Source organism: Pseudoalteromonas sp. QJM3NY_12 (genome assembly GCF_056173165.1).
Map to the genome: position 1 here is coordinate 502,710 of NZ_JBWBUF010000002.1, position 20,657 is coordinate 523,366.

The window sequence follows — 20,657 nt, forward strand, 5'->3', positions numbered from 1 at the left end:
CTTCAGCACCATTGTGCCGATAAGCTGGCTAATGTTATTTTGTAAATAATTGAAATAACAGTTTTTTGTTCCTGATATATTTACAACTTTTTTTCTTAAATATACTAAAACAGGCTTAATCAGCTACTTAGTGAACAATGGAATCGTTGCCTCGTCTTGTAAATTACAAGATTGTATCGATTGATTGGCATCTACATCATCATATTTTACTAATATACAAGTTACGTTATCTTTAGCACCTCTGACTAACGAGGAGTGCATTAAAGCCATTCCTGAATCAATTATGCTACTTGGCTCTAATGACAAACATATGTCCTCATCTGATAATTCACCTGTAAGACCATCTGAACATAATAAAAAGATATCGCCCTTGTTTATCTCACCCTCAATTACATCCACCTTCACCTCATCCATTACGCCCACAGCACGAGTAATAACGTTAGATAATGGGTGGTTTTTAGCTTCTTCAACAGAAATCATTCCCTCGTCGATTAAGTCATTAACTTGACTATGATCTCGAGAAACTTGAGTTAGTTTACCATTGCGTAATAAGTAAGCTCTGCTGTCACCAGCCCATACTATGTAATAGCGCTCATTCTTAACAAACAAAGCTGTTACCGTACTGCCTGCTGTTTTATTGCTTAAGTATTGCGCGCTATATTGATTTAGTTGCTTATTTGCATCTTCTATGGCGCTAATAATGTGGTTTACGGTCAAGTCTTCTAGCCTGAGCTTTTCAACGGTAGTTCTAATCACATCAACCACTAATTGACTAGCAACTTCACCCGCTTCATGCCCACCCATTCCGTCAGCCACGACCCATAAGTTATGGCTGTTAATTTCCACGTGCGCATCTTCATTAAGCTGCCTCACTGCACCTCTATGAGTAATGGCATAACTTGTACTTAAATTACTAATCACTATTCTTTACCTGTGTGTAATTCCATTCCCAATGCTTCCAACGTCCATCTAGCATAGCGGCTACTTGATTAACCGGCGGCAAAGCTGACGTGATCAGTACCATAGGCTTAATATTGCAAGAACCATGAGTCCACCAAACACTGTAATCACCATACTTTTTATGTAAAATCGCATGCATGGCATCTTGTAAAATATGGTCGCTTAACTCAGTGCCTGAAAACTCTAGAGCGATTGCTTGTTTGTTTTTATCTTTTGAATTGGCATAACTTACTTGCTTTTTATTTGCAGCAACGTCACTTAGTGTACTAGCCAGTTCTTTTCGCCAGGAAAACAGATCCACAGAGCCATCAAGTACTTTAAGAACAGCATCTTCGTATTCTAATGAAAAAACACCAGAATGAAGCACATCAACCGGAGCAATATGAGTTGCACGAGTAACAGTGAGTGGATAGTGCCTTCCTACTGCATCCATACTGGGCAATAACGTACCCATAATGCCAGTATCACCAACAATGTTTGGGCTTAATGCAAAGTGCCAAACAGGGCCAGTAAGGTAGCTTTCTTGCCAAACATCACCAAGTTGCTCTTTACTCACAGCAATGGCAGCTTGCAGCCATTGCTCCCAATGCTCTGAAAACTCTTTAGTTACATTATCTTGAACAAAGTCGCCTAAACAAGGAACCTTGCCAAGATAACCAATATCTACAATCGGGTCGGACATGAAAACTTCTCTACACTGCTGTTCCAAAACGGATGCCTGATTGAGCTAGGCAGTAATTCTACTTTTGCGTTGTTACCCATCAAGGAGAAATGTAACTCTAGATCTTGACGTGTTTTGCTACGCTTTTCGCTGAGCTCATCTAGCATTCGATAAAGTGACCACTCACCTTGATAAGTTGTATTAATTGAACGCCCACCGTTTGGCGGTGTAAACACAACGCGAGTTTTACTTTGACCACTAGCGCCAGGCCATACAAAGTTTGTAACTTTGAGTGGACCATGACGGTAAATCATTGACTGGCCATCAATTTCAATCATTAAACTAGATACCGTTTTATCTAAATTAAAAGTACGTAAGCCAAACTCAATTCGGGGTGTATCACTACCACGTTCAAAAAATGCGGTTTGAATTTTGAAAGCATGCTCAAACATTTTTAAGGTGTTATTGCTAATACCAATATCTTTTTCAAATTTCCACGGGCTAGAGCTCATATCCACACTCGGAGCTACATAGCTATTAAAAAAGTTATCTATGGTGCCATTAGGGCCAAAGAAGCGAGTAAAGTCTTTAATGCTGACCTCTTTTTCAGCCTGCGGAGCAAATGGGTAACGCCCCACAATTGCCGCGTTATACTCGCGCAACACTTTGCTTTTCCAAATTTCATTTAAATGTCTGTTGGCACTATTTTTGGTGATGTTGCTAGTATCTCTACTTATATCAAGTAACCAACTATTGAACGGATATGGCAAATCACTACTTTGGTACTCTAATTGGCGAATAAAACTCGGTTTACTCTTACCACTTATTTGATCTTTAATTGAGTATTTAAGCTGGTCGCCTCGATCAAGTTTAGTTAGATAAATATTCAACTCTCTTAAGTTTTTCTGAATATTATCAAGCTGCTGAATGTCTATATCGATAATGTCTTCAAACGCCTCTTCGACTTGATAGCCCGGTAGCTCTACCTCAAACTTAGGCGCCTCGTCAGGTAAAAAGCGTTTAATTCGATTTGCTTTCGTTTGCATCGCAACCTTAGCTGCATTAGCGGCAATATCTCCTGCGACCTTTTGGTTTTCAGAGATAGGTAGCTTAGTTAATTGAACATTCTTTTTAACTGCATTGATGATATTTTTTATTGGCGCTTCTGAGCCTGCTAATACATCAGTAATGTTCACACCCTCAGCAGGTGAGCTGTACTGATTAAGACTCAAGTCATCTAAAAACGACTGCCAATAATAAATATAATCTTGGAAATAACGTTGCTCTAGCTTCTTTTCTATCTCTGCTTTAGAAATATCATACGTGCCTGAGGCTTCTTGGCCATACACCCAGCTACTGGCCATTAAGTTGCCAAGCATTTTTCCTTTTTCAATATTAAAAATGCCATGGAAACCGTTAAAAGTGTATAACCCTGGAATACTGCGCGTTAGATCACCATTGTTACGAAATGTAAACTTTTGCGCACTTTCAAAGCTAATAATATCGGTTAATCTAAAAGGCGGAATACTGCTATCAAGAAAATCAGCTTGAAGTCGTTGGTATGCTCTTTCTGCAATCGGTAGTTTCGTAAGTTCTGCACGAGCTACTCGAACCGCCTGATTATCTATTTCAGTTTGTGTTACGCCCTCTTTTAACAACGCAGCAATATGATTCATCAGCTCATTACGCGTCTGCATGTTCAAATCACCAGGCAAATTTCTATCTAAATATGCACTAAACCAAACGTAAATATCTTCACTCTCAAAATATTCAGGTTTAAATAACATTAAGTAGCATCTGAGCGTTTCATATAAATAACTCAGATGTTCTGGATGAGCCTCCATTTCCTTTATTAACGTGTTCGCAATAAAGGGCTCTAAATAGGTTTGTAAGGAACGTTTATAAGCATTAGTAGAAGATTCTTTAATTTCAGTAAGCTTATTAAAGCCAACTGAAGATGCATCTTCAGGATCAATTAACTGATCATTGGTTGCTGGCAAGTTTCTCAATGCATTTAATCGGTCATTGAGTACCAGTAGATTATTTCTATCAAAAGATGATGCGTCTAATTCTTGGTACGTGGCAATTGCTTCATCTGTGGCATCAATTAAGTTGCTATTCCATGCAAAGCTAAAATACCAAGAAATTGAAAAGCCGAACAAAGCAACACATGCAAGTGACACACTAGCAACTCGAAGCCACTTATTTTGTTTGTCATGGTGTTTGTTAGTGCTTGCTAAGTTTTGCTCAGGAAAAATAACGCTCTCTAAAACGTTTTTAATAAAAAAACTTTTAGATTGGTTTATATAATCGGTTTTACCTGCACTAGCATCATTTAAAAAGCTTGAAGGGGTTCCCTCTTGAGTAGCGCTGGTTAAATACACGCCTCTGAACATAGGTAACTCTTCATAAGCGTTAGGAGTAAAAATCTCTTTTAAGAAGTCATCAGCTACCCCTTGTAGTACACGAAGCTGTCTGGGGAATTCAAAGATTTTAGCTCGAATAGCTTCATTACGCTCGTTGATCAGTCGACGGTTTAACATCTCTGTAAGTTTAGAAATTAAAGCATGGAATTCTTTGTTAAATGCATCGACTTGAGTATCTTTATCTAAATCAAGCTCAAAGGTGATCCCCCAAACTTGTTCACATTCTTCCTCTGTAAGTTCACCAAAGAACTCCCTGAATCCTTCAATTAAATCTACTTTAGAAAAAATAACATAGACAGGAAATGTCATACCAAGCTGGTTTTGTAGTTCTTGAAGGCGTTGTTTTATAGCTCGTGCATGAAGGTTTCGCTCAGTTTTGGTCTGACTCATAAGTTCAGAAATACCCATACTGATCATTACCCCATTTATCGGGCGTAATGGGCGATGTTTTCTTAGTAACCCGAGAAAGCCTTCCCATGCTCTAGAGTCGTGTTTAGCGTGGCTACTTTGCGTTGTGTAACGACCGGCGGTGTCGATTAATACCGCTTTATTGGTAAACCACCAATCACAATTGCGCGTACCACCAACACCATGCACTAAATCAACTCCAAGCTTATCCTTTAATGGGTAATCTAGGCCTGAGTTATGAATAACCGTTGTTTTACCTGCGCCAGGTGGACCAATCATGATGTACCAAGGTAATTGGTATATATTTTTACCTTTAAATAGTTTTACGTCTTTGAGTAAATCTATGGCTTCATTCATTCTGGTTTTTAGGGTGGTTATTTCTTCGTTAACTTCACTACTGTTTGCATCGTTGTTATCTATTAACTCATCTGCCATTTTTTCATCACGTTTGCTTTGCTGCATAAGGCGATAAATTTTAGTCACAGAAAAAACAAGTAGTATCAATAAAATAGTTAGTAGTCTTGCTGCAACACCGGCAAGTGGTACATAATCTGCAATCGCAATTAGGGGACCACCAAACCAAATTAATAATGATAAGGCTAAAAAACCGATAATTAAAATAGCGGTTCGAGACGTTAGTGCGTAGGTTATTTTTTTAAATTTTTGTGAGAAACTCATTACAGCCTCATTAAAATAATAGATCGATTTCAATTCTGCGGTTTAACGACCGAGAAGCTGAATCTGAATTGCTGGCGATAGGCTCTGCTGCGCCCTTTCCTTCTGGCCATAGACGACCGCTCAAATTGGTACTTTTAGCCATTAAATTAGCAACTTGTGTTGCTCTAGCTAAAGATAGATGCCAATTAGAAGGGTACTTATCAGTGCTAATTGGTAAGTCATCTGTATGACCTGTTATGAGGACTCGCCCTTTAGTTCCTTCTAGGCTTAACGCTAACTTTTCTAAAATAGGCTGGAATGAAGGGAGAAGTTGTGCGTCTCCTTGCTTAAACAAGTTTTCACTATTAATTGTAATGCGGATCCCATCGGAGGTTTTAGCAACGGCGACAATCCCCATTTTAATCTCTGTTTGCAACAACTGTTCAAGTACGCGTAATTGCTGATCTTTTTTATCAACAGTTTGGTTAACTGCTAAAGGGTGAATACCTGCTAGCTTTTCATTAATCTCTACAACATCGTTATTCAGCTTCATATTTATTGATAAATAGATCATCAATAATATGAGCCCCAATACCGAAAATATGACCCAAAGTGGAACTTGATTTCTCAGTTCAACACCCGCTGCTACTCTTTGCTTCCAGTTTGGAGACAGCTTATTGTTAATTGGCCCATTAAGTTGGTTTAATAAATGATAAAGTTGTGAACGATATTCTTCGATTTTTGTATCACCACCGGCACCTAGGCGATATTTACCTTTAAATCCTAAATTCAAGCAGTGATATTGCAACTCTAAAAATTGTTGATTTCTCTCTGGTTGAGCTAAGCCTGAATCAAGTAGCGTGTAAAAATATTCACCGCCAAAGGTTTCTTTATGAAAGGTAGAAAGTAGGCTTTCATCCGCCCACTCCATTGAACTCCATTTTGAGTTCAATACAGACTCATCAAGAATGGCGCACAAACAATAACGCGAATTATTGATCACCTCTTTTGATAAGTGCTGATTGCGAACTTCTACTTCAAATCGTTTGATAGCCTCAACACAACGATGTTTAAGCGCTGCAAGGTTACTCATTTCAAGCGATTGATTGATTGAAATTACAAGCGAAAAACAATCGGTTGCCGCTTCTAACAAAGGGTTTTTAAATATCGATACTTTGTTACTACCTAATAATTTTGCAGAAGGCGGCTCGACCGACATCACTGTTTTATCAGCATCATTTTGTGCAGGGTTGCTACTTGGCGTATTTCGCCCTAATCGACCTGGGCGAGGTTTGATAATGGTTTCGTCCATTGAAACTCTTCCTTTTAAAAAGTTAAGTTCTTATCGCCCAAAGGCTTAATTGTAGCTCAGGGTAGTTTCCTGAGAGGTGAATGGCAATTCCCCCACTGGAACGCAATTTATCCCAATGTTCACCATGCCTATTTAATTCAAAATAATGAAAACCAGCATGATAAGGAATTTGTCTTGGTGCTGTTGGTAAATTACTAATCGTAATACCTGGAATTTGGTTATTTACCAGATCTCGAATAGTTTCTACACTGCCAATTTTAATTTGTGAAGGTAGAATTTTTCTTAATTCTTCATGAGGCACACTTGCTTTAATTGCTAATACAAATTGGGCTGAATTAAGAATAGACTTATCTTTTAACGCACCAAAAGAAATACCAAATTTACTTTGCTCAAGTTTAATTTCAGTTGCTGTTTGCTCAATAACGTGGCTCAACGACTGATATAAAAAGTTAACCACTTCATTAAATACCTGCCCTAAGTTAGTATGGTCATAATTGGGTAATTTAGGCACTCTCTTATTAGCAGTGCTGAAGGTTGATAACTCGCCCGCAAGCTCAATTAAACGACTGTAAAATACATTAGGGTGTAAACTATTGACACTAAGTAAGTTATTAAATATCGCATCATACTTATTTAATGTTTGTAGCATGATAAAATCTGCAACTGAAGAACTTCCTGCATAGCCCTGGCTGAGCCTTGCGGCGATGCTTTCAGCGCGTTGCTTTATCATTGAGCCTATTTCTCTGACTAGCCCTGATAAGGGTTTACATTGCCCTACTTTTAAAGATGGAGGAATATACTTTGCATCTAACTTTATTTGCCCTTCACTACTCACATCTATAATTCTAGCTAAAGGTAATACGATATAGCCTGAGTGATCATCAGACGACAGCATCAATTTGCTATACACTTTCGCAACTTGAATAATTTCTTGAGATTGCGCTCCTAATAAATCATCACTCACTGACAGGTCATTGAGTTTATAACGAGTCACTGTATTATCGTCGGCTGAAGATATATTAATCCCGCTATTTTTTAGCGCAGGGATGGCAAGATAAACAACTTCATCAAAAACATCTTTATTAACCACCAACGGTTCAGGTAGCGACGTTGATTGTGGCATATCTATTGGTAATAAGTCTGGAGTGATTGCTGATAATGCGTCCACGGCAAACTGCCCGCTGTTAAGTAATTCATTATCAATACTTATATCAATTATCCCCCATGGATCAGCAAGGTTGCCACTGCAAACTTGCTTGATAACATTGGAAATATATTTGTCTGCTTGTTGAAAGTGCTGAGGTCTTAAAAACATCCCTTCAGTCCAAGCAACACGAGTGTTATCACCCATTTTAAAAATCCTTTTTTATTGCTCTCTCATGTATGTCGCAATTGCTTCTACATTAACATTGATATCGTCATAGCCGGTAGGGTCAACTTCTATAACCGCTCTCCACCTTGCTTGGTCTATATTTCTATAAGCAACAACAACCCCAACGTAACGAGTATTACGATTAAGGCTCATTTTATATTGCTGCACAGAATCAGGCTGAAGTTCTAATTCATCTTTTTTTAATAAGTCAGGTCCGAGGATCTTTTCTGGTGTGTCGTACAAGCTAAAAAAGTCCTGCGTGTCAAAAATAGTTCTTGAGCTGAGCTCAAAAATTTTCATTACCACTGGAGAAGGACGTTCTGATGTATCTGGATTAACATTTTTAGATACATTAATGATCAGATCGGTAGAAGGGGGTACGATTTTATTCATCGTAGAACATCCCATTACCAAAAATAGTAAACTAAAACTCAATAAGTAGAGCTTAACTTTGTACATTATTTACTTTCCTTTCTAGTGCGTTTCTTTGATTCGATCGTTGTATGCCTTTAAGAAATCATCTGACATTGCCATGGCGCCTTTAGTGTTCACTTCCTGAGAAATATCATCATATAAACTTTGATATAATTTCCAGCATTTAGACTCTATTTGACCAGGGATAATTTTTAACACGTTAGAATTATCGTTTGCCTGTTGATTAATTTGCATGGGAGAAACCTGCGACAACATCCCTTTTAACACGCCATCTGCACCAGCGAGTAATGCATGCTCATGCTTACGTGTGTCTATAAAGCTTTCTTTAATAGATTCATTCGAAGACAGAAAGCTTGCACTATTTTTTATGAACAAGTTCTGAATAACGTCATCAATGTTGGCAGAAAATTTTAATGGATTGTTTTGCTCAGCCTGAAACATCGTATGATTCAATCTTAATTTGTTTTTTACAATAGCGCGTTGACGTAAAGATTCCATAAGCTCAGTGAGCAATAAATTAAGCCCTTGGCCCATTTCAAACCACAGCTTTTCATTATCTAACGAATTTTTAAGTTCATCTTTAATCCCCAACCCTTTTAAAAACGCATCTGATAACGCCTTGTCACTTTGAACCACGTTTTTTACTGGTGCAGACTGTATCTCAGGCTTATGCTCATTAGCGTGGCTACTTGAACGGGGGGGTTCTTGAATAGGCGCAGGGGTATCAACAGGTGCTGATGAATTGCTAACATTATTGCCAATGTCAAAATCATCGGTATTCATAAGGCGCGTTAATTCATCCCAGTCTTCCGGAATATGATTATCAGTTTGTTGCTGCGCAGTCACTGATATCTCAGGCATCGACTCATTCATAATCGAGTCATCGAATGAAGGTATAGACTGCTCAGCCGGTTGAGAATTTTGCGCAGCGAAAGCATCTACTGATTGAAAATGACTTGGAGCAGAATTACTCACATCGGCTTGTTGAGCTGATGTTAGCACCACACTGACTTGAAAATCGCCAATGGTTAACACGTCACTGTCTGACAAACGTTGTTTGTTGCCTTGACCGAGCGGCGCTACAGCAAAATTAATAAATAATCCATTGGTTGAATTATCGTATACGTAAAAAGAGTCACCTTCTTTTTCTATTATGCCGTGTTTACTTGAGATTATTTTTTCGGGATCAGGTAAGTGCCAATCGCACGCTTCAGAGCGACCAAAAGTTAATGAATCTGTGACAGTTTTAGTGGCTTCTATTTCAGGTGAAAGTCTGTGATAACTAGTGATGTTTAGTATCAGTTCCATTTGATAAGTCAGTCCCTTATATCATTATTGTGAACAGGATAAAGTAGAAGCGAAACTATTGTCAACATTGAAATTAACACAAGAAAATATTGCCCTATTGATTTTGTCTCTAAAACAAGACGTTTGATAAACAAATTATACAGCGATGAAATATTTTACCGTAATGCTTTATAACTAGACCGTAAATAGCCTTCTTAGAGACTCCTTCTAGCTTTAAACCGACTTTTTCAATTTACAGTAAGGGAAATTTACCAACAATAATATGTCATTCAGGCATTGCTATAATTGTATATTTTTGTAAAATACATGCTCATATCAGAGGGAAAATTGATAGATAAGCAGAGAATATTTACCTTTGTAATTATTTAACTTAACACAATAAAAGGATTTTTTATGAGCAGTACTAATGATCACAACGATAAAACTCAGATTGCTTCCCTAGACTCAAACGCAAAAAAAACGTCAAACATTCGCAAGCAAAATCTACTTGGCAAAAAAATATCTGGCCGCTATTTAATTGAAGAGCTGATTGGCCAAGGCGGGATGTGTTATATCTATCGGGCGCGCGATACTTTTTTAGAAAACGGTAATCGCTCAGAAGCATCGGTAGCAATTAAAGTACTTCAAGAAGAATTCTCAAGCTCTGAAGAAGCTATCTCACTACTAAAAGATGAAACAGCAAAAACGCAACAGCTTTCCCACCCAAGTATTGTCAAAGTGTACTCAGCAGACTCTGACGGCGATCTATATTATGTCACTATGGAGTTAATTGAAGGGGAAACACTAGAACAAATTATTAAACGAAACAAACCCTCTGGCTTAGCGTTTAAAAAAGCAAAAATTATTTTAAAGCAATTAACTGACGCTCTTGTATATGCCCACTCGCGTGGCGTCATTCATAACGACCTCAAGCCTTCAAATATTATTTTTGATTCTAACGGTAACCTTAAGGTACTTGACTTTGGTATTGCCAAACACAAAAGCTTAGACGATCAATACGCTGTAAAAAATGACAGTGAACTGGCAACAATTGGCGGCTACACCCCAACATATGCAAGTCCTGAACAATTAAAGGGTAGTGAAGCATCAGTAAAAGACGATGTATTTTCTTTTGCATGCATTGCTTATGAACTTCTCAGCAGTAAACACCCATTTAACCGTGTTGCTGCAGATAAAGTTCCTAAAAACACAACAGTGAAAAAACCAAGTAACTGCCCTATTCTTTTGTGGAACAATTTAAATAAAGCATTAGTTTTAAATGCGAATCAAAGGCTTGAATCATTAGAGCCCATTTTAAAAAGTCTTACAACAAACTTAAACCCTGCTATTTTTGCTACAGCAGCGAGTATAGCCATTATTGCTTTGATTACGCAAAACTATTACTCAAACTCAGATAATACTAAACAATTACAGGCACAACTCGATAATGCCAAAGCAATTAATCAACAAGTAGAAGCGTGGATGTCTTGGCAGGGGCCAACAATTTTAAACAAACTTGAACAAATCCCGCCACAATATGAAGTGCTTAAACAAGGGTTACTAAGATCAAACCAGCAAAGCATATTAGAGAGCTTTAACGATGAAGCTAATCAGTTTAATAATATCGCTGGTCGTAAATTTAAAGATTTCGATAAAATTATAGCCGTTTACTCTGATGCATTAAATTATTACCCTGACTCAGAAAAACTATCAATGCAATTAGAAAGTGTGCTTAGGGAACGCCAATCAATTATTTTTGATATTACAGCCAGAATCGATTTATTACTCGAACAATCGCGTTATAACGAGGAGCAGCCAAATAGTATTGCCCACTTGATTTTTGACTTAAAAGAAGTTGATAAAACTTACCGTTATCAGCCTACAGATCTTCACTTTGATAATTTTACAGTTGCGTTAAATACCGCGATAGAAAGTGACGATGTGATCACCCAAAAAGTTCTCTTAAACGTGGGTAAAATCGTTTTTACAAACAACAAAAAAGCGGATGAGTTACTAGCAAATTTAATGCAGCGAGAATCTGCTATTAATGCATTAACTGCGTATCAGCAAAAGATTAATTTAGGCGAACAGGCAGACTTTCCTCGTGCCGATGCCGTGGTGTTTTATGGTCCTAAGTTTCAACGATTCTCTGCTCAGTTAGAAACAATAGAAGATCATAAAGCTTTAATGGAATTCGAAGAATTTATTAAATCTGAATCAACAGCATTACCGGATGACTTCTCACTTTTAATTTCGTTGAGAAAAGAATTGTCGAGACGTTACATCAGTACAGCAAACGATTTAATGAAAAAAAGAATGTATAAAGCCGCTGAACGTTTAGTTGAAAAAAGTGAAGCGATTACTCAGTCGTTAGACAAAATGCTCTAAAAAATGCGTTTATTTATTGTTCAAAAATAACACAGCAGTGATTGAATAACGATTGCATAGCTATTAGACTAAAATCAAAATACAGACAACAAAGTCAAGGACGACGAGTGCATTCATATCATCATACACTCCGCCAAGATTTTACATATTTAGACTTTTTATAATTTATGGAGTACCTATGAAAAATTTAAGCTTGCTAGCTGCAGCACTCATACTCACTGGCTGTTCAGCAACATCTAAAACAAACAAAACTGAAGATGTTGTTATTGAGCCAACTCCTCAAATGAGCGAAGAAAATGCACCAATATCACTTACGGTTATCACTAACCCAGCCGACTCTAGAGTTCGTATAATGAATATAGTGCCTGTGTATCAAGATGCTATTGAACTAGATGCAGGTAAATATGATATTGAAGTAAGTAAGGCAGGTTATATTACTTATAGAAAATGGATAACGGTTGATAAAAAAACTATCTTAACCATAGAGCTCGATGAAAAACAATCAAGTCAATCTGCGCAATAGACTGTTTAATGCAGTAAAATGCCTTTTTAAATAAAGGCATTTTAACATTAATAATAAACATACCAAATATAACCGCCCAAGCTTAAATTCACCGCTATACACAACCACAATACCACTATAAATACGCGCTTTTTTGACTTATGCCGTAAAGCTTGCTGCGCGATAAGTGCGCCTGGCCACCCTCCTAATAGAGCACAGAGATGTAAATGTCGCTCAGGTATACGACTTACTTGTTTACGATTCGACTGCACTGCTTTTCGTTTATCCCAGGCATAATATAAAAAAGTAATACCACTGAGTAATGAAATATAGATTGGTATGAACATCTCAATTTTATGATTTAAATAAGCAAGCCATATTGCAGCTATAAACATACTCGAAAATATAATTAAGGTACTTTTTATCAAAAATAATCGCCTATAATGAAAATAATTAAAAAACACTTAGGTTAAATTATGACATATTTAAAGGCCGCGATGCTGCTGTTATCACTATCTATATTTAGTATTCAAGCAAATAATGAAGCAAACTTACTAGCGCCAGAACTTGCGATATTTACGCCTTACTTAGGCACATGGCAAGCGGATTTCAATACCGAAACAGGTCAGCCAAGCATTCAAGATGTCAGTAATTGGCAGCGCGCACTTAATGGTAAAGCCATTCGTACTTCACACTCGATTAATGAGGGTGAGTATGGAGGGGAGTCAATGATTTTCTATGATCGTAAAAAACAGTCACTGGTTTTCTATTACTTCACAACAGCTGGTTTTTATACTAAAGGCGTCATGAAAGTGCTGAGCCCAACGCAATTTGTGGCTTACGAAGATGTTACTGGTAGCAAAGAAGGGATCACTAAAGTTAAATCAACCAGTGAATTTAAAGATCAACAGTTTGTTGTTTCTACCTCTTATTTAAAAAAAGGAGAATGGACTAAACCGGAACAGCGTATTTATACTCGCAGTACAAAAACCGTTAAATTTAAGTAACTTTGGTCTTAAAACTCAAAAGGCAGCCTAGGCTGCCTTTGTTATTTATAAAACCGCTATTATTTTGCGAATTTTTTAAATGGTTCGTCAACGGGTGTATCAGCTAGGTGATTAGTGTAATTGCTCATTACTTTTTGCGATAAACCAACAATTATTTCTAGCAGTTGCTGTTTACCGTAACCTACTGCAAAAAATTTCTCAATTTGCTCATTGCTAATTACGCCGCGATTGCGTGTCATTGCAAGCGTTGTTTCACGAAGTACTTCAAGTTTTGCATCTGCAAGTGGCGTTTCATTAACCAATGCATCAACAATACCTTGATCAACTTTCATTGAAGCGGCAATTGCGCTGTGTGCTGGTACACAGTAATGGCATTCGTGCTCAACATTAATTGACTGCCATACCACTGTTAGCTCTTCTGCGTTAAACGATGTTTTTTGAAATAAGTCGTGTAGTACTTGGTAGCCTTTAAGAAGCGTAGGTGCTTCTGCCATTACTGCATGAAGGTTTGGCACCATACCAAATGCTGCTACTGAATCAGCCATAAGCGATTTTGATTCTTCAGGTGCGTTGTCTTGAGTATATAACGTAAATTCTGCCATGTTCTGCTCCAATAAATTAATGTAATTAACTAACTTCGAAACACATACTATTTGATTTTGAGCGACTGCTCAAGTTAAAATTGAACAGTCGCTCAATTTAATAGAAACTATTATGGCCAATAAAGTTAAATTTGAACGCGAGCAAGTTGTTCGTGCCGCTAGTCAATTATTCTGGGAGAAGGGCTTTCATGCTACATCTACTCGCGATTTACAAGATGCAATTAACATGCGTCCTGGCAGCATTTATGCGGCATTTGGCTCTAAGGAAGGTTTATATTGTGAAGCGATAAAAAACTATGCCAAGCAAATGCAAAGCTTAATAAATGAGCGTTTAGTATCATGCAGCAGTATTCTTGACGCACTTCAAGATTTTGTAGAGTATGTTGTTATCTCCTCAAAAAGTAATACTCCAAGTGCTATCTGCATGTTAGTAAAAGCTAATAATGAGTTCATTGAGAAAGACAGTTATCTTTACCAAATCAGTGTAGAGCTAATGATAGACTTTGAACATTACCTTACTGAACTATTTACACTCGCTATAGCTGATAAAGAGCTAAGCGGAAATATTGCCGCTATAGATTATGCTCGTTTTTTCCAAATACAATTTACTGGCTTACGTAATTATTTTAATCGACCAAACGTCGAGCATTTAGCCAAACCAATGATCGAAAACATGTTTTCACTCATGAAAAGTCTTTAGCCGAAAATAAAAGGCAGCTAATCTAAATTAGCTGCCTTTTTAATTTAAAAACAAAGTTCGACGATTAGGTTTTTAATTTATTAAGTTCAGAGTCTTGCTGCGCAACCAGTTTATTCAGCTCTTCACTGCTGTCGCCTGCCTGAGCAGATAAATCTGAAAGCTGTGAGGCGGCATCAGAAATTATTGTCAAGTTGCGATTTATTTCTTCGGTGACTAGGCTTTGTTCTTCTGCAGCCGTTGCAATATGGGTAATTTGATTGGTTATTTCATCTACTTTCACAACCACACTGTGCAGTGCATCAAAAGCCGTTGAGGTTTCATCTACTGCAGTTTCAGCGCGTACTACACCTTTTTCAATAACAGTTGATGCATTACCCACTTCTGAAAGTAAGCTGTCGATTAAACTACTAATGTCATCGGTTGATGAACGCGTTTTAGATGCTAGAGCTCTAACCTCATCAGCAACAACGGCAAAACCACGTCCGTGCTCCCCTGCTCGCGCAGCCTCAATAGCTGCATTTAGCGCTAGTAAGTTAGTTTGTTCAGAGATAGTTCGGATCACATCAAGTATTTGGGTAATATCATTACTACGCGATGCTACTTTCTCTACCGCCTGATTAGCTTCTTTAATTTCCTCTGACATGGTTTTAACTTGCGTCATAGCTGATGATAAGCTCGATTCGCTACTTACCACTAGGGTATTAATTTCATCTGCTTGTTGCGCCGATTGCTCTGAAGCTTTTGCCACTTCAAGTGCTGTCGCGCTCATTTCGTTCATTGCAGTAACCACACTTTCAATTTCTTTAAACTGTGCTTGCACATTGTGCTTGGTTTCTACCGCAATGTTCGAAGTAACCTCACCTTGGTGTTTGGTTTGATCTGAGACCGCTTTTAGCTCACTGATCAATTCACGAAGTTTTGATAAAAACTTATTAAACCCTCCAGCTAGTGCAATCAATTCAGCGTGAGTATCCACATGCAGAGTTTGAGTTAAATCGCCTTCAGAGCTTGCTAAGTTGTCAACGCGTTCCTGAATTTGCTGCAGTGGCGCTACAACACTACCTACAACGAGCTTCATTACTATAAATGCCAATACCGCAATCACAGTACCGGTGATCAAAATAATCACACCCAGCTCTTTTGCTGCCTCAGACATGCCTGCAGTTAATTGAATTGGCCCCTCAAAAGCAAGTTCCGCGGGTACTTCAATTAGCAGCATCCATTTCACATCAGCAAGCTTAATTTCAATTGGGTAAGACACCATTATTTCTGCGGCTTGCTTGTTAATTCCTTTAGTGCCTTTTAGTACTTTGTAACTTTCATAACTTTTAGCGCTAACAGCTTCTTTCAGTGGGCGCCCTAATTTTTCTTTATAATGACTGGTACCAACAATTAAGCCCAAATGGCTAAGTAACGTTACTTTTGCTTTGCCATTGTAAAGCGCATTTGAAAGCTCTTCTGTTAACTTTTGAAATACAGGTAAGGTAATATCAGCCCCAGTTACACCAACAAACTTGCCTGATTTAATAACGGGTACAACAAGTGAAGTCATCATTTCTGAGTAACCCGGTGTTATCTCATATAAGTAGGGTTCCATAATGCATGGTTTTAACTTGTCTTTAGCACACAAGTACCACTCGGCCTCACGTAAACCAAATTCATTTATTTTATCCGCGTATTTTTCTGCCGCGTCTTCAACGACCTGTTGTTCAACCAAGCCATTACTGTTTTTAGTGAAATAAATTTCTAATGTTCCAGCACCGGCAACAGAGTGATCATAGCCTTGAGTAAATTCGCTATCTTTACCATCAAAGCCGTTTTGTTCAAACTGAGAATATATAGAAGAAATAACATCGTTACTTTCTAATAACGAGCGATTTAAAGAAACAACTGAGTCACGTTCTATTGAGGCTTTGTCGGCATCTTCTAAAATGCTACCAAGCGAAAAGGGTATTCGGTAAGCTTCATTAATAAAGGCAGCGATTTTCTCACCATAGGCGGCTGCATTTGCTGTTAATCGACCATCCACCTCATTTACAATTAAAGTTTCGGCCTCAGCAGAAGTATTCGCATTACTCGATGAGAGTTTAGACCACAGTATGCCTGAAAATAGTACCACCGTTAAAAGTATACTTCCGACGCTTATCCACAATAACTTTTTTGCTAACGCTATTTCCCGCATTTATAACTACCTTGCTTTACTTATTTATTTTTTAGTTTAGACCAATTTAAATAACATTTTATTAAATGTTTTAAATTAGCCTGAATAACGTAACCTCATAACCAACTACCATTTAACTTTGCTCATTTCGCCGCTGGGTTATTAGCACAACAACAAGCAAACAACTATCCACAGGCAAGGCTTTAATCCATATAGTTTATACACTAATCATGAGAATACTGTTCCAACCAGTCGGCCAGTTGCATCAGCTATATAATATAAAATGTTACCGTATCACTTTTACAGATTTATCAATTAAGATAGCTATCTAAAGAGGTATTGATTGCCAATGTGGCAAAAAATCAGCAAACTCTCCGATAACAACTAATCTATCGGCCGACTTTCTTGTTACTTTAGGGGTTTTTGTGAATGGGTCAACAAGCTATTCCTGAGCGAGCCATAACACCGCTTATCCACTCATGATAGCAATGGTAAACTTCATGACTAGGGTCTGTTGACCTTTCAGGGTTAAATTTTCAGTCATTTGGGTATTAGCAGAATGTTAAGCATTGAGTCGCATTCAATAGCAGCCTTTTCCTGCAACACTTTCACTACAGTTATTAAACTTCTATGCCTTGAGCCAAATTACAATAAGTGTGGATGTGTTTTAGCACCGCTGGTAACGTCGTTATTTTACTAAATTCAATTTTAAGTGAATCGAGTACAGCACTCACTGTTGTAAAGTGGAATTATCTATTTTTTCAATTCATGTTGAGTTTTAGAGGTATAGTAGCAAATAAAAAAACACGCGATGATCAATCATGACGTGTTTTTATAAACCATATAAAGGGATAGATTAAATAACTGAAAGTTCTACCTCAATATTGCCGCGTGTTGCATTTGAATATGGACATACTTGATGCGCTTTATTTACCAGCTCTTGGGCGGCTGTTTTATCCATACCACCTAATGACACGGCCAGTTTTACCGCAATGCCAAAACCGCCATCAATGGCACCAATAGATACCTCTGAGTTAATGTAAGTATCGCTTGGTAAAGCAACTTTTTCGCTACCGGCTACAAATTTAAGTGCGCCAATAAAACACGCTGCATAACCTGCTGCAAATAATTGCTCTGGATTAGTGCCCTGCCCATCGTCACCACCTAACCCTTTAGGCGTTGATAAGTTAACATCTAAACGACCGTCATCTGATTTAGCAACGCCTTCACGTCCGCCTGTTGCCGTTGCTTTTGCTGTATAAGCTACATTTTGTAATACATTCATAGTGAACTCCTAAGATTTAAAATTTTCAAATTAATTACTTTGCACGCAAAATAATAAGGCAATTAAATTCTGATTGCAATTACTTTGCATGCAAATTAAAATAAGCTATCTTGAAATGAAGGGTAATGCGATGTCGTTTGAACAGTTAAAATTAAAAAACCAGTTATGCCATCGTTTATATATGGCGTCTAACAGCATAGCCCGTGCCTATCGGGAGCCTCTAGCAGAGCTTAACCTTACCTATCCTCAGTATGTTGTTATGATGGCGCTGTGGGAACAAGATGAAGTAACCATCGCTGAGTTAATAGATAAAACCGCAATTGATGGTGGCGCGCTTACTCAAATATTAAAAAAGATGACCAGCAAGTCATTGCTTAACGTTATAAAGGACGAACACGATAAGCGTAAGCGTTTGGTGCAATTGACTCACACCGGCCAATCTTTAAAACTTAAAGCTGCTGATATTCCAAAAACAATTTTCTGTAAATTTGACAGTATCGACACTAACCAAGCACAGCAATTAATGCAGTTACTCGATTTAATCGTTAGCGACTTAAGCACCCAGACTGAAGATGAAAGTGTCGATGCTAAAGACAGTCCCAAGTTAGTGCAAACCTAGCGCAAATTTATCCAATGTGGTGCTTAAGCTTTTTTATAGTTTAGTTATAAAAAATTAACTTATTGATTATTATTCATAAAATATTCAATTAACAGTTGGCATACTTCTTCCTACTCCCTTAATGACGTTAGCAACACCAAGGAAAAACTTATGTCTAATTTATACAACACTCTTTATTTTTTATGGCGCTTAGATATCACAGTGTGGCAAGTAAATGAGCCTACAAATACGCATACCACCAGTGAAAAAGAACGAATGTACTCTCGTTGAACTATTTTTAAACAGACTTTGCAAGCTACCCCATAGCGTTGTATTGTAAAAGACTATTTAATTGGCTAGTGGAACGTATATGCATGCTTTAGAAGTTAATTTTGACGGCTTAGTCGGCCCTACTCACAACTACGCAGGTTTGTCGTATGGTAATGTTGCTTCGTTAAATAACGCGGCGAGTTTTTCAAATCCGCAAGAAGCTGTATTGCAGGGCCTGGCTAAAATGAAAGCCATGCACGATAAAGGCTTAACCCAAGGGGTGTTTGCTCCTCATGCTCGCCCTGATTTAAATGTATTACGTCGTTTAGGATTTACTGGCAACGATGCGCAAGTCATTAATAAAGCTTTTAAAGCCGACCCTATTTTGTTACGCGCCTGTTACTCAGCCTCTGCCATGTGGACAGCTAATGCTGCTACAGTATCTCCCTCCCCTGATACCAACGATGGCAAAGTACACTTTACTGCGGCAAATCTTAATAATAAATTTCATCGTTCATTAGAGCCAAATACGACGACACGTTTGCTTAAAGCAATGTTTAGTAACGAACAATACTTTGCACATCATACACACTTACCTGAGCAAGGTTTTTTTGGTGATGAAGGTGCAGCAAACCATACTCGTTTATGCGACAGTCACGGTGAAACAGGTTTAGAGTTATTTGTATTTGGTGCAAGTGCCTTTAACAGTCAACTTGTTAAGCCAGCTAAATTCCCAGCAAGGCAAACATTGGAGGGGTCTGAGGCTATTTGTCGATTGCATAATATAAAAGATACCAGTCAAATATTATTGCAACAAAACCCTGATGTGATTGACCAAGGGGTGTTCCATAATGATGTAATTGCTGTAGGTAACGCCAATGTTTTACTTTGCCACCAGCAGGCGTTTTTAAATCAAACGCAAGCACTAGACGATATCCGCGAAGCCTACGTAGGTAACAAACAGCTGTATATTATTGAAGTGCCAACCAGTAAAGTGAGTATTCAAGATGCTGTTAGTAGTTATTTATTTAATAGCCAACTGGTTAGCATGAATGACGATGCAATGCTGCTCGTTGCCCCACAAGAATGCCAGCGCAACCCTGCTGTAAAAGCGTATATTGAAGAGCTAATTGTTGCCGATAATCCCATAAATCAAGTGCAGTTTTTTGATTTGCGCCAAAGTATGCAAAATGGTGGTGGGCCCGCTTGTTTACGTTTACGCGTGGCGCTTAATAGCCATGAATTAGCAGCAGTAAACCCTGATGTTATTTTAAATGACGAAAAATATACCCAATTATGTGACTGGGCTACTCGCCATTACCGCGATAAACTCGGCGCTAACGACTTTGCCGATCCAGCTTTACTAACCGAAAGCTACCAAGCCCTTGATGAGTTAACCCAGTTGCTTAGTTTAGGACCTGTATACCCATTCCAACTAGAAGCTTAATTGCTTTGCTACTTTAAGGGCTTGATAATACGTTCAAGCTCTTAACGCTAATCTCTCTAAATTCAATTGAGGTTAAGTTTTTAACCTTATAATTATCCTGACTATTTACATACATATAACTCTCTTTGTCAGGGTATCAATTACTCTTGGCAGCACGCTAAAACAGTATCATTATCATT

General features: G+C 38.0%; 17 protein-coding genes. 6 read left to right on the forward strand and 11 right to left on the reverse strand.

Annotated features, from left to right (window positions below; translation table 11 throughout):
* Positions 1 to 123: 123 nt before the first annotated feature.
* The 7 genes from AC0VZ5_RS18050 to tagH are packed head-to-tail and all read right to left on the reverse strand — an operon-like array spanning position 124 to position 9,539.
* Positions 124 to 921 (reverse strand): PP2C family protein-serine/threonine phosphatase, encoded by a 798-nt coding sequence (locus AC0VZ5_RS18050; protein WP_475474806.1) that lies wholly within the window; start codon positions 919 to 921, stop codon positions 124 to 126.
* On the reverse strand, positions 914 to 1,642 hold the full coding sequence (gene tagF / locus AC0VZ5_RS18055; RefSeq protein WP_138605849.1) for a type VI secretion system-associated protein TagF: 729 nt from the start codon (positions 1,640 to 1,642) through the stop codon (positions 914 to 916). Before tagF ends, AC0VZ5_RS18050 begins: the two co-directional genes overlap by 8 nt.
* Positions 1,624 to 5,133 (reverse strand): type VI secretion system membrane subunit TssM, encoded by a 3,510-nt coding sequence (tssM, locus tag AC0VZ5_RS18060; protein ID WP_475474807.1) that lies wholly within the window; start codon positions 5,131 to 5,133, stop codon positions 1,624 to 1,626. Before tssM ends, tagF begins: the two co-directional genes overlap by 19 nt.
* Before the next feature lie 10 nt (positions 5,134 to 5,143).
* Entirely contained in the window at positions 5,144 to 6,424 is a 1,281-nt protein-coding gene (tssL, locus tag AC0VZ5_RS18065; RefSeq protein ID WP_178956945.1) for a type VI secretion system protein TssL, long form, read from the reverse strand.
* Between the two features lie 22 nt (positions 6,425 to 6,446).
* Complete coding sequence (tssK, locus tag AC0VZ5_RS18070; protein ID WP_138605843.1) at positions 6,447 to 7,775, reverse strand: type VI secretion system baseplate subunit TssK; 1,329 nt, start codon at positions 7,773 to 7,775, stop codon at positions 6,447 to 6,449.
* Between the two features lie 15 nt (positions 7,776 to 7,790).
* Positions 7,791 to 8,255 carry a type VI secretion system lipoprotein TssJ gene (gene tssJ / locus AC0VZ5_RS18075; RefSeq protein ID WP_138605841.1) on the reverse strand — a complete coding sequence of 155 codons (465 nt, stop codon included), beginning with the start codon at positions 8,253 to 8,255 and terminating at the stop codon, positions 7,791 to 7,793.
* Between the two features lie 15 nt (positions 8,256 to 8,270).
* Positions 8,271 to 9,539, reverse strand: coding sequence for a type VI secretion system-associated FHA domain protein TagH (tagH, locus tag AC0VZ5_RS18080; RefSeq protein WP_198522825.1), 1,269 nt, complete (start codon positions 9,537 to 9,539; stop codon positions 8,271 to 8,273).
* Between the two features lie 393 nt (positions 9,540 to 9,932).
* Here tagH and AC0VZ5_RS18085 point away from each other — a divergent pair, with 393 nt between their 5' ends.
* Positions 9,933 to 11,906, forward strand: coding sequence for a serine/threonine-protein kinase (locus AC0VZ5_RS18085; protein ID WP_475474808.1), 1,974 nt, complete (start codon positions 9,933 to 9,935; stop codon positions 11,904 to 11,906).
* 178 nt (positions 11,907 to 12,084) lie between these two features.
* Positions 12,085 to 12,429 (forward strand): PEGA domain-containing protein, encoded by a 345-nt coding sequence (locus AC0VZ5_RS18090; protein ID WP_138605835.1) that lies wholly within the window; start codon positions 12,085 to 12,087, stop codon positions 12,427 to 12,429.
* A gap of 47 nt (positions 12,430 to 12,476) precedes the next feature.
* On the opposite strand, the gene AC0VZ5_RS18095 is transcribed toward AC0VZ5_RS18090, so the two are convergent.
* Entirely contained in the window at positions 12,477 to 12,836 is a 360-nt protein-coding gene (locus AC0VZ5_RS18095) for a DUF1294 domain-containing protein (protein ID WP_138764932.1), read from the reverse strand.
* A 48-nt stretch (positions 12,837 to 12,884) separates the two neighbouring features.
* On the opposite strand from AC0VZ5_RS18095, the gene AC0VZ5_RS18100 reads away from it, so the two are divergent.
* Entirely contained in the window at positions 12,885 to 13,415 is a 531-nt protein-coding gene (locus tag AC0VZ5_RS18100; RefSeq protein WP_475474809.1) for a hypothetical protein, read from the forward strand.
* 59 nt (positions 13,416 to 13,474) lie between these two features.
* Here AC0VZ5_RS18100 and AC0VZ5_RS18105 read toward each other — a convergent pair whose 3' ends face one another.
* The gene (locus tag AC0VZ5_RS18105; RefSeq protein WP_138764933.1) at positions 13,475 to 14,017 is read right to left on the reverse strand and encodes a carboxymuconolactone decarboxylase family protein; all 543 of its coding nucleotides are present in this window, start codon (positions 14,015 to 14,017) and stop codon (positions 13,475 to 13,477) included.
* A gap of 112 nt (positions 14,018 to 14,129) precedes the next feature.
* Between AC0VZ5_RS18105 and AC0VZ5_RS18110 the strand changes: the two genes are divergently transcribed.
* The gene (locus AC0VZ5_RS18110; RefSeq protein ID WP_138605828.1) at positions 14,130 to 14,717 is read left to right on the forward strand and encodes a TetR/AcrR family transcriptional regulator; all 588 of its coding nucleotides are present in this window, start codon (positions 14,130 to 14,132) and stop codon (positions 14,715 to 14,717) included.
* A gap of 64 nt (positions 14,718 to 14,781) precedes the next feature.
* Here AC0VZ5_RS18110 and AC0VZ5_RS18115 read toward each other — a convergent pair whose 3' ends face one another.
* On the reverse strand, positions 14,782 to 16,899 hold the full coding sequence (locus AC0VZ5_RS18115; protein ID WP_475474810.1) for a methyl-accepting chemotaxis protein: 2,118 nt from the start codon (positions 16,897 to 16,899) through the stop codon (positions 14,782 to 14,784).
* Between the two features lie 835 nt (positions 16,900 to 17,734).
* Positions 17,735 to 18,163 carry an organic hydroperoxide resistance protein gene (locus AC0VZ5_RS18120; RefSeq protein WP_138605824.1) on the reverse strand — a complete coding sequence of 143 codons (429 nt, stop codon included), beginning with the start codon at positions 18,161 to 18,163 and terminating at the stop codon, positions 17,735 to 17,737.
* 130 nt (positions 18,164 to 18,293) lie between these two features.
* Here AC0VZ5_RS18120 and AC0VZ5_RS18125 point away from each other — a divergent pair, with 130 nt between their 5' ends.
* Both AC0VZ5_RS18125 and astB read left to right on the forward strand, forming a co-directional pair.
* Positions 18,294 to 18,782 carry a MarR family winged helix-turn-helix transcriptional regulator gene (locus tag AC0VZ5_RS18125; RefSeq protein ID WP_008468659.1) on the forward strand — a complete coding sequence of 163 codons (489 nt, stop codon included), beginning with the start codon at positions 18,294 to 18,296 and terminating at the stop codon, positions 18,780 to 18,782.
* A 349-nt stretch (positions 18,783 to 19,131) separates the two neighbouring features.
* The gene (astB, locus tag AC0VZ5_RS18130) at positions 19,132 to 20,478 is read left to right on the forward strand and encodes an N-succinylarginine dihydrolase (protein WP_475474811.1); all 1,347 of its coding nucleotides are present in this window, start codon (positions 19,132 to 19,134) and stop codon (positions 20,476 to 20,478) included.
* Positions 20,479 to 20,657: the final 179 nt, after the last annotated feature.

What these genes read in the sequence shown, in the direction of transcription:
- tagF (WP_138605849.1), bottom strand. Translation starts at nt 1,642, where the DNA reads ATGTCCGACCCGATTGTAGATATTGGTTATCTTGGCAAGGTTCCTTGT.
- tssM (WP_475474807.1), bottom strand. Translation starts at nt 5,133, where the DNA reads ATGAGTTTCTCACAAAAATTTAAAAAAATAACCTACGCACTAACGTCT.
- tssL (WP_178956945.1), bottom strand. Translation starts at nt 6,424, where the DNA reads ATGGACGAAACCATTATCAAACCTCGCCCAGGTCGATTAGGGCGAAAT.
- tssK (WP_138605843.1), bottom strand. Translation starts at nt 7,775, where the DNA reads ATGGGTGATAACACTCGTGTTGCTTGGACTGAAGGGATGTTTTTAAGA.
- tssJ (WP_138605841.1), bottom strand. Translation starts at nt 8,255, where the DNA reads ATGTACAAAGTTAAGCTCTACTTATTGAGTTTTAGTTTACTATTTTTG.
- tagH (WP_198522825.1), bottom strand. Translation starts at nt 9,539, where the DNA reads ATGGAACTGATACTAAACATCACTAGTTATCACAGACTTTCACCTGAA.
- AC0VZ5_RS18085 (WP_475474808.1), top strand. Translation starts at nt 9,933, where the DNA reads ATGAGCAGTACTAATGATCACAACGATAAAACTCAGATTGCTTCCCTA.
- AC0VZ5_RS18090 (WP_138605835.1), top strand. Translation starts at nt 12,085, where the DNA reads ATGAAAAATTTAAGCTTGCTAGCTGCAGCACTCATACTCACTGGCTGT.
- AC0VZ5_RS18100 (WP_475474809.1), top strand. Translation starts at nt 12,885, where the DNA reads ATGACATATTTAAAGGCCGCGATGCTGCTGTTATCACTATCTATATTT.
- AC0VZ5_RS18105 (WP_138764933.1), bottom strand. Translation starts at nt 14,017, where the DNA reads ATGGCAGAATTTACGTTATATACTCAAGACAACGCACCTGAAGAATCA.
- AC0VZ5_RS18110 (WP_138605828.1), top strand. Translation starts at nt 14,130, where the DNA reads ATGGCCAATAAAGTTAAATTTGAACGCGAGCAAGTTGTTCGTGCCGCT.
- AC0VZ5_RS18115 (WP_475474810.1), bottom strand. Translation starts at nt 16,899, where the DNA reads ATGCGGGAAATAGCGTTAGCAAAAAAGTTATTGTGGATAAGCGTCGGA.
- AC0VZ5_RS18120 (WP_138605824.1), bottom strand. Translation starts at nt 18,163, where the DNA reads ATGAATGTATTACAAAATGTAGCTTATACAGCAAAAGCAACGGCAACA.
- AC0VZ5_RS18125 (WP_008468659.1), top strand. Translation starts at nt 18,294, where the DNA reads ATGTCGTTTGAACAGTTAAAATTAAAAAACCAGTTATGCCATCGTTTA.
- astB (WP_475474811.1), top strand. Translation starts at nt 19,132, where the DNA reads ATGCATGCTTTAGAAGTTAATTTTGACGGCTTAGTCGGCCCTACTCAC.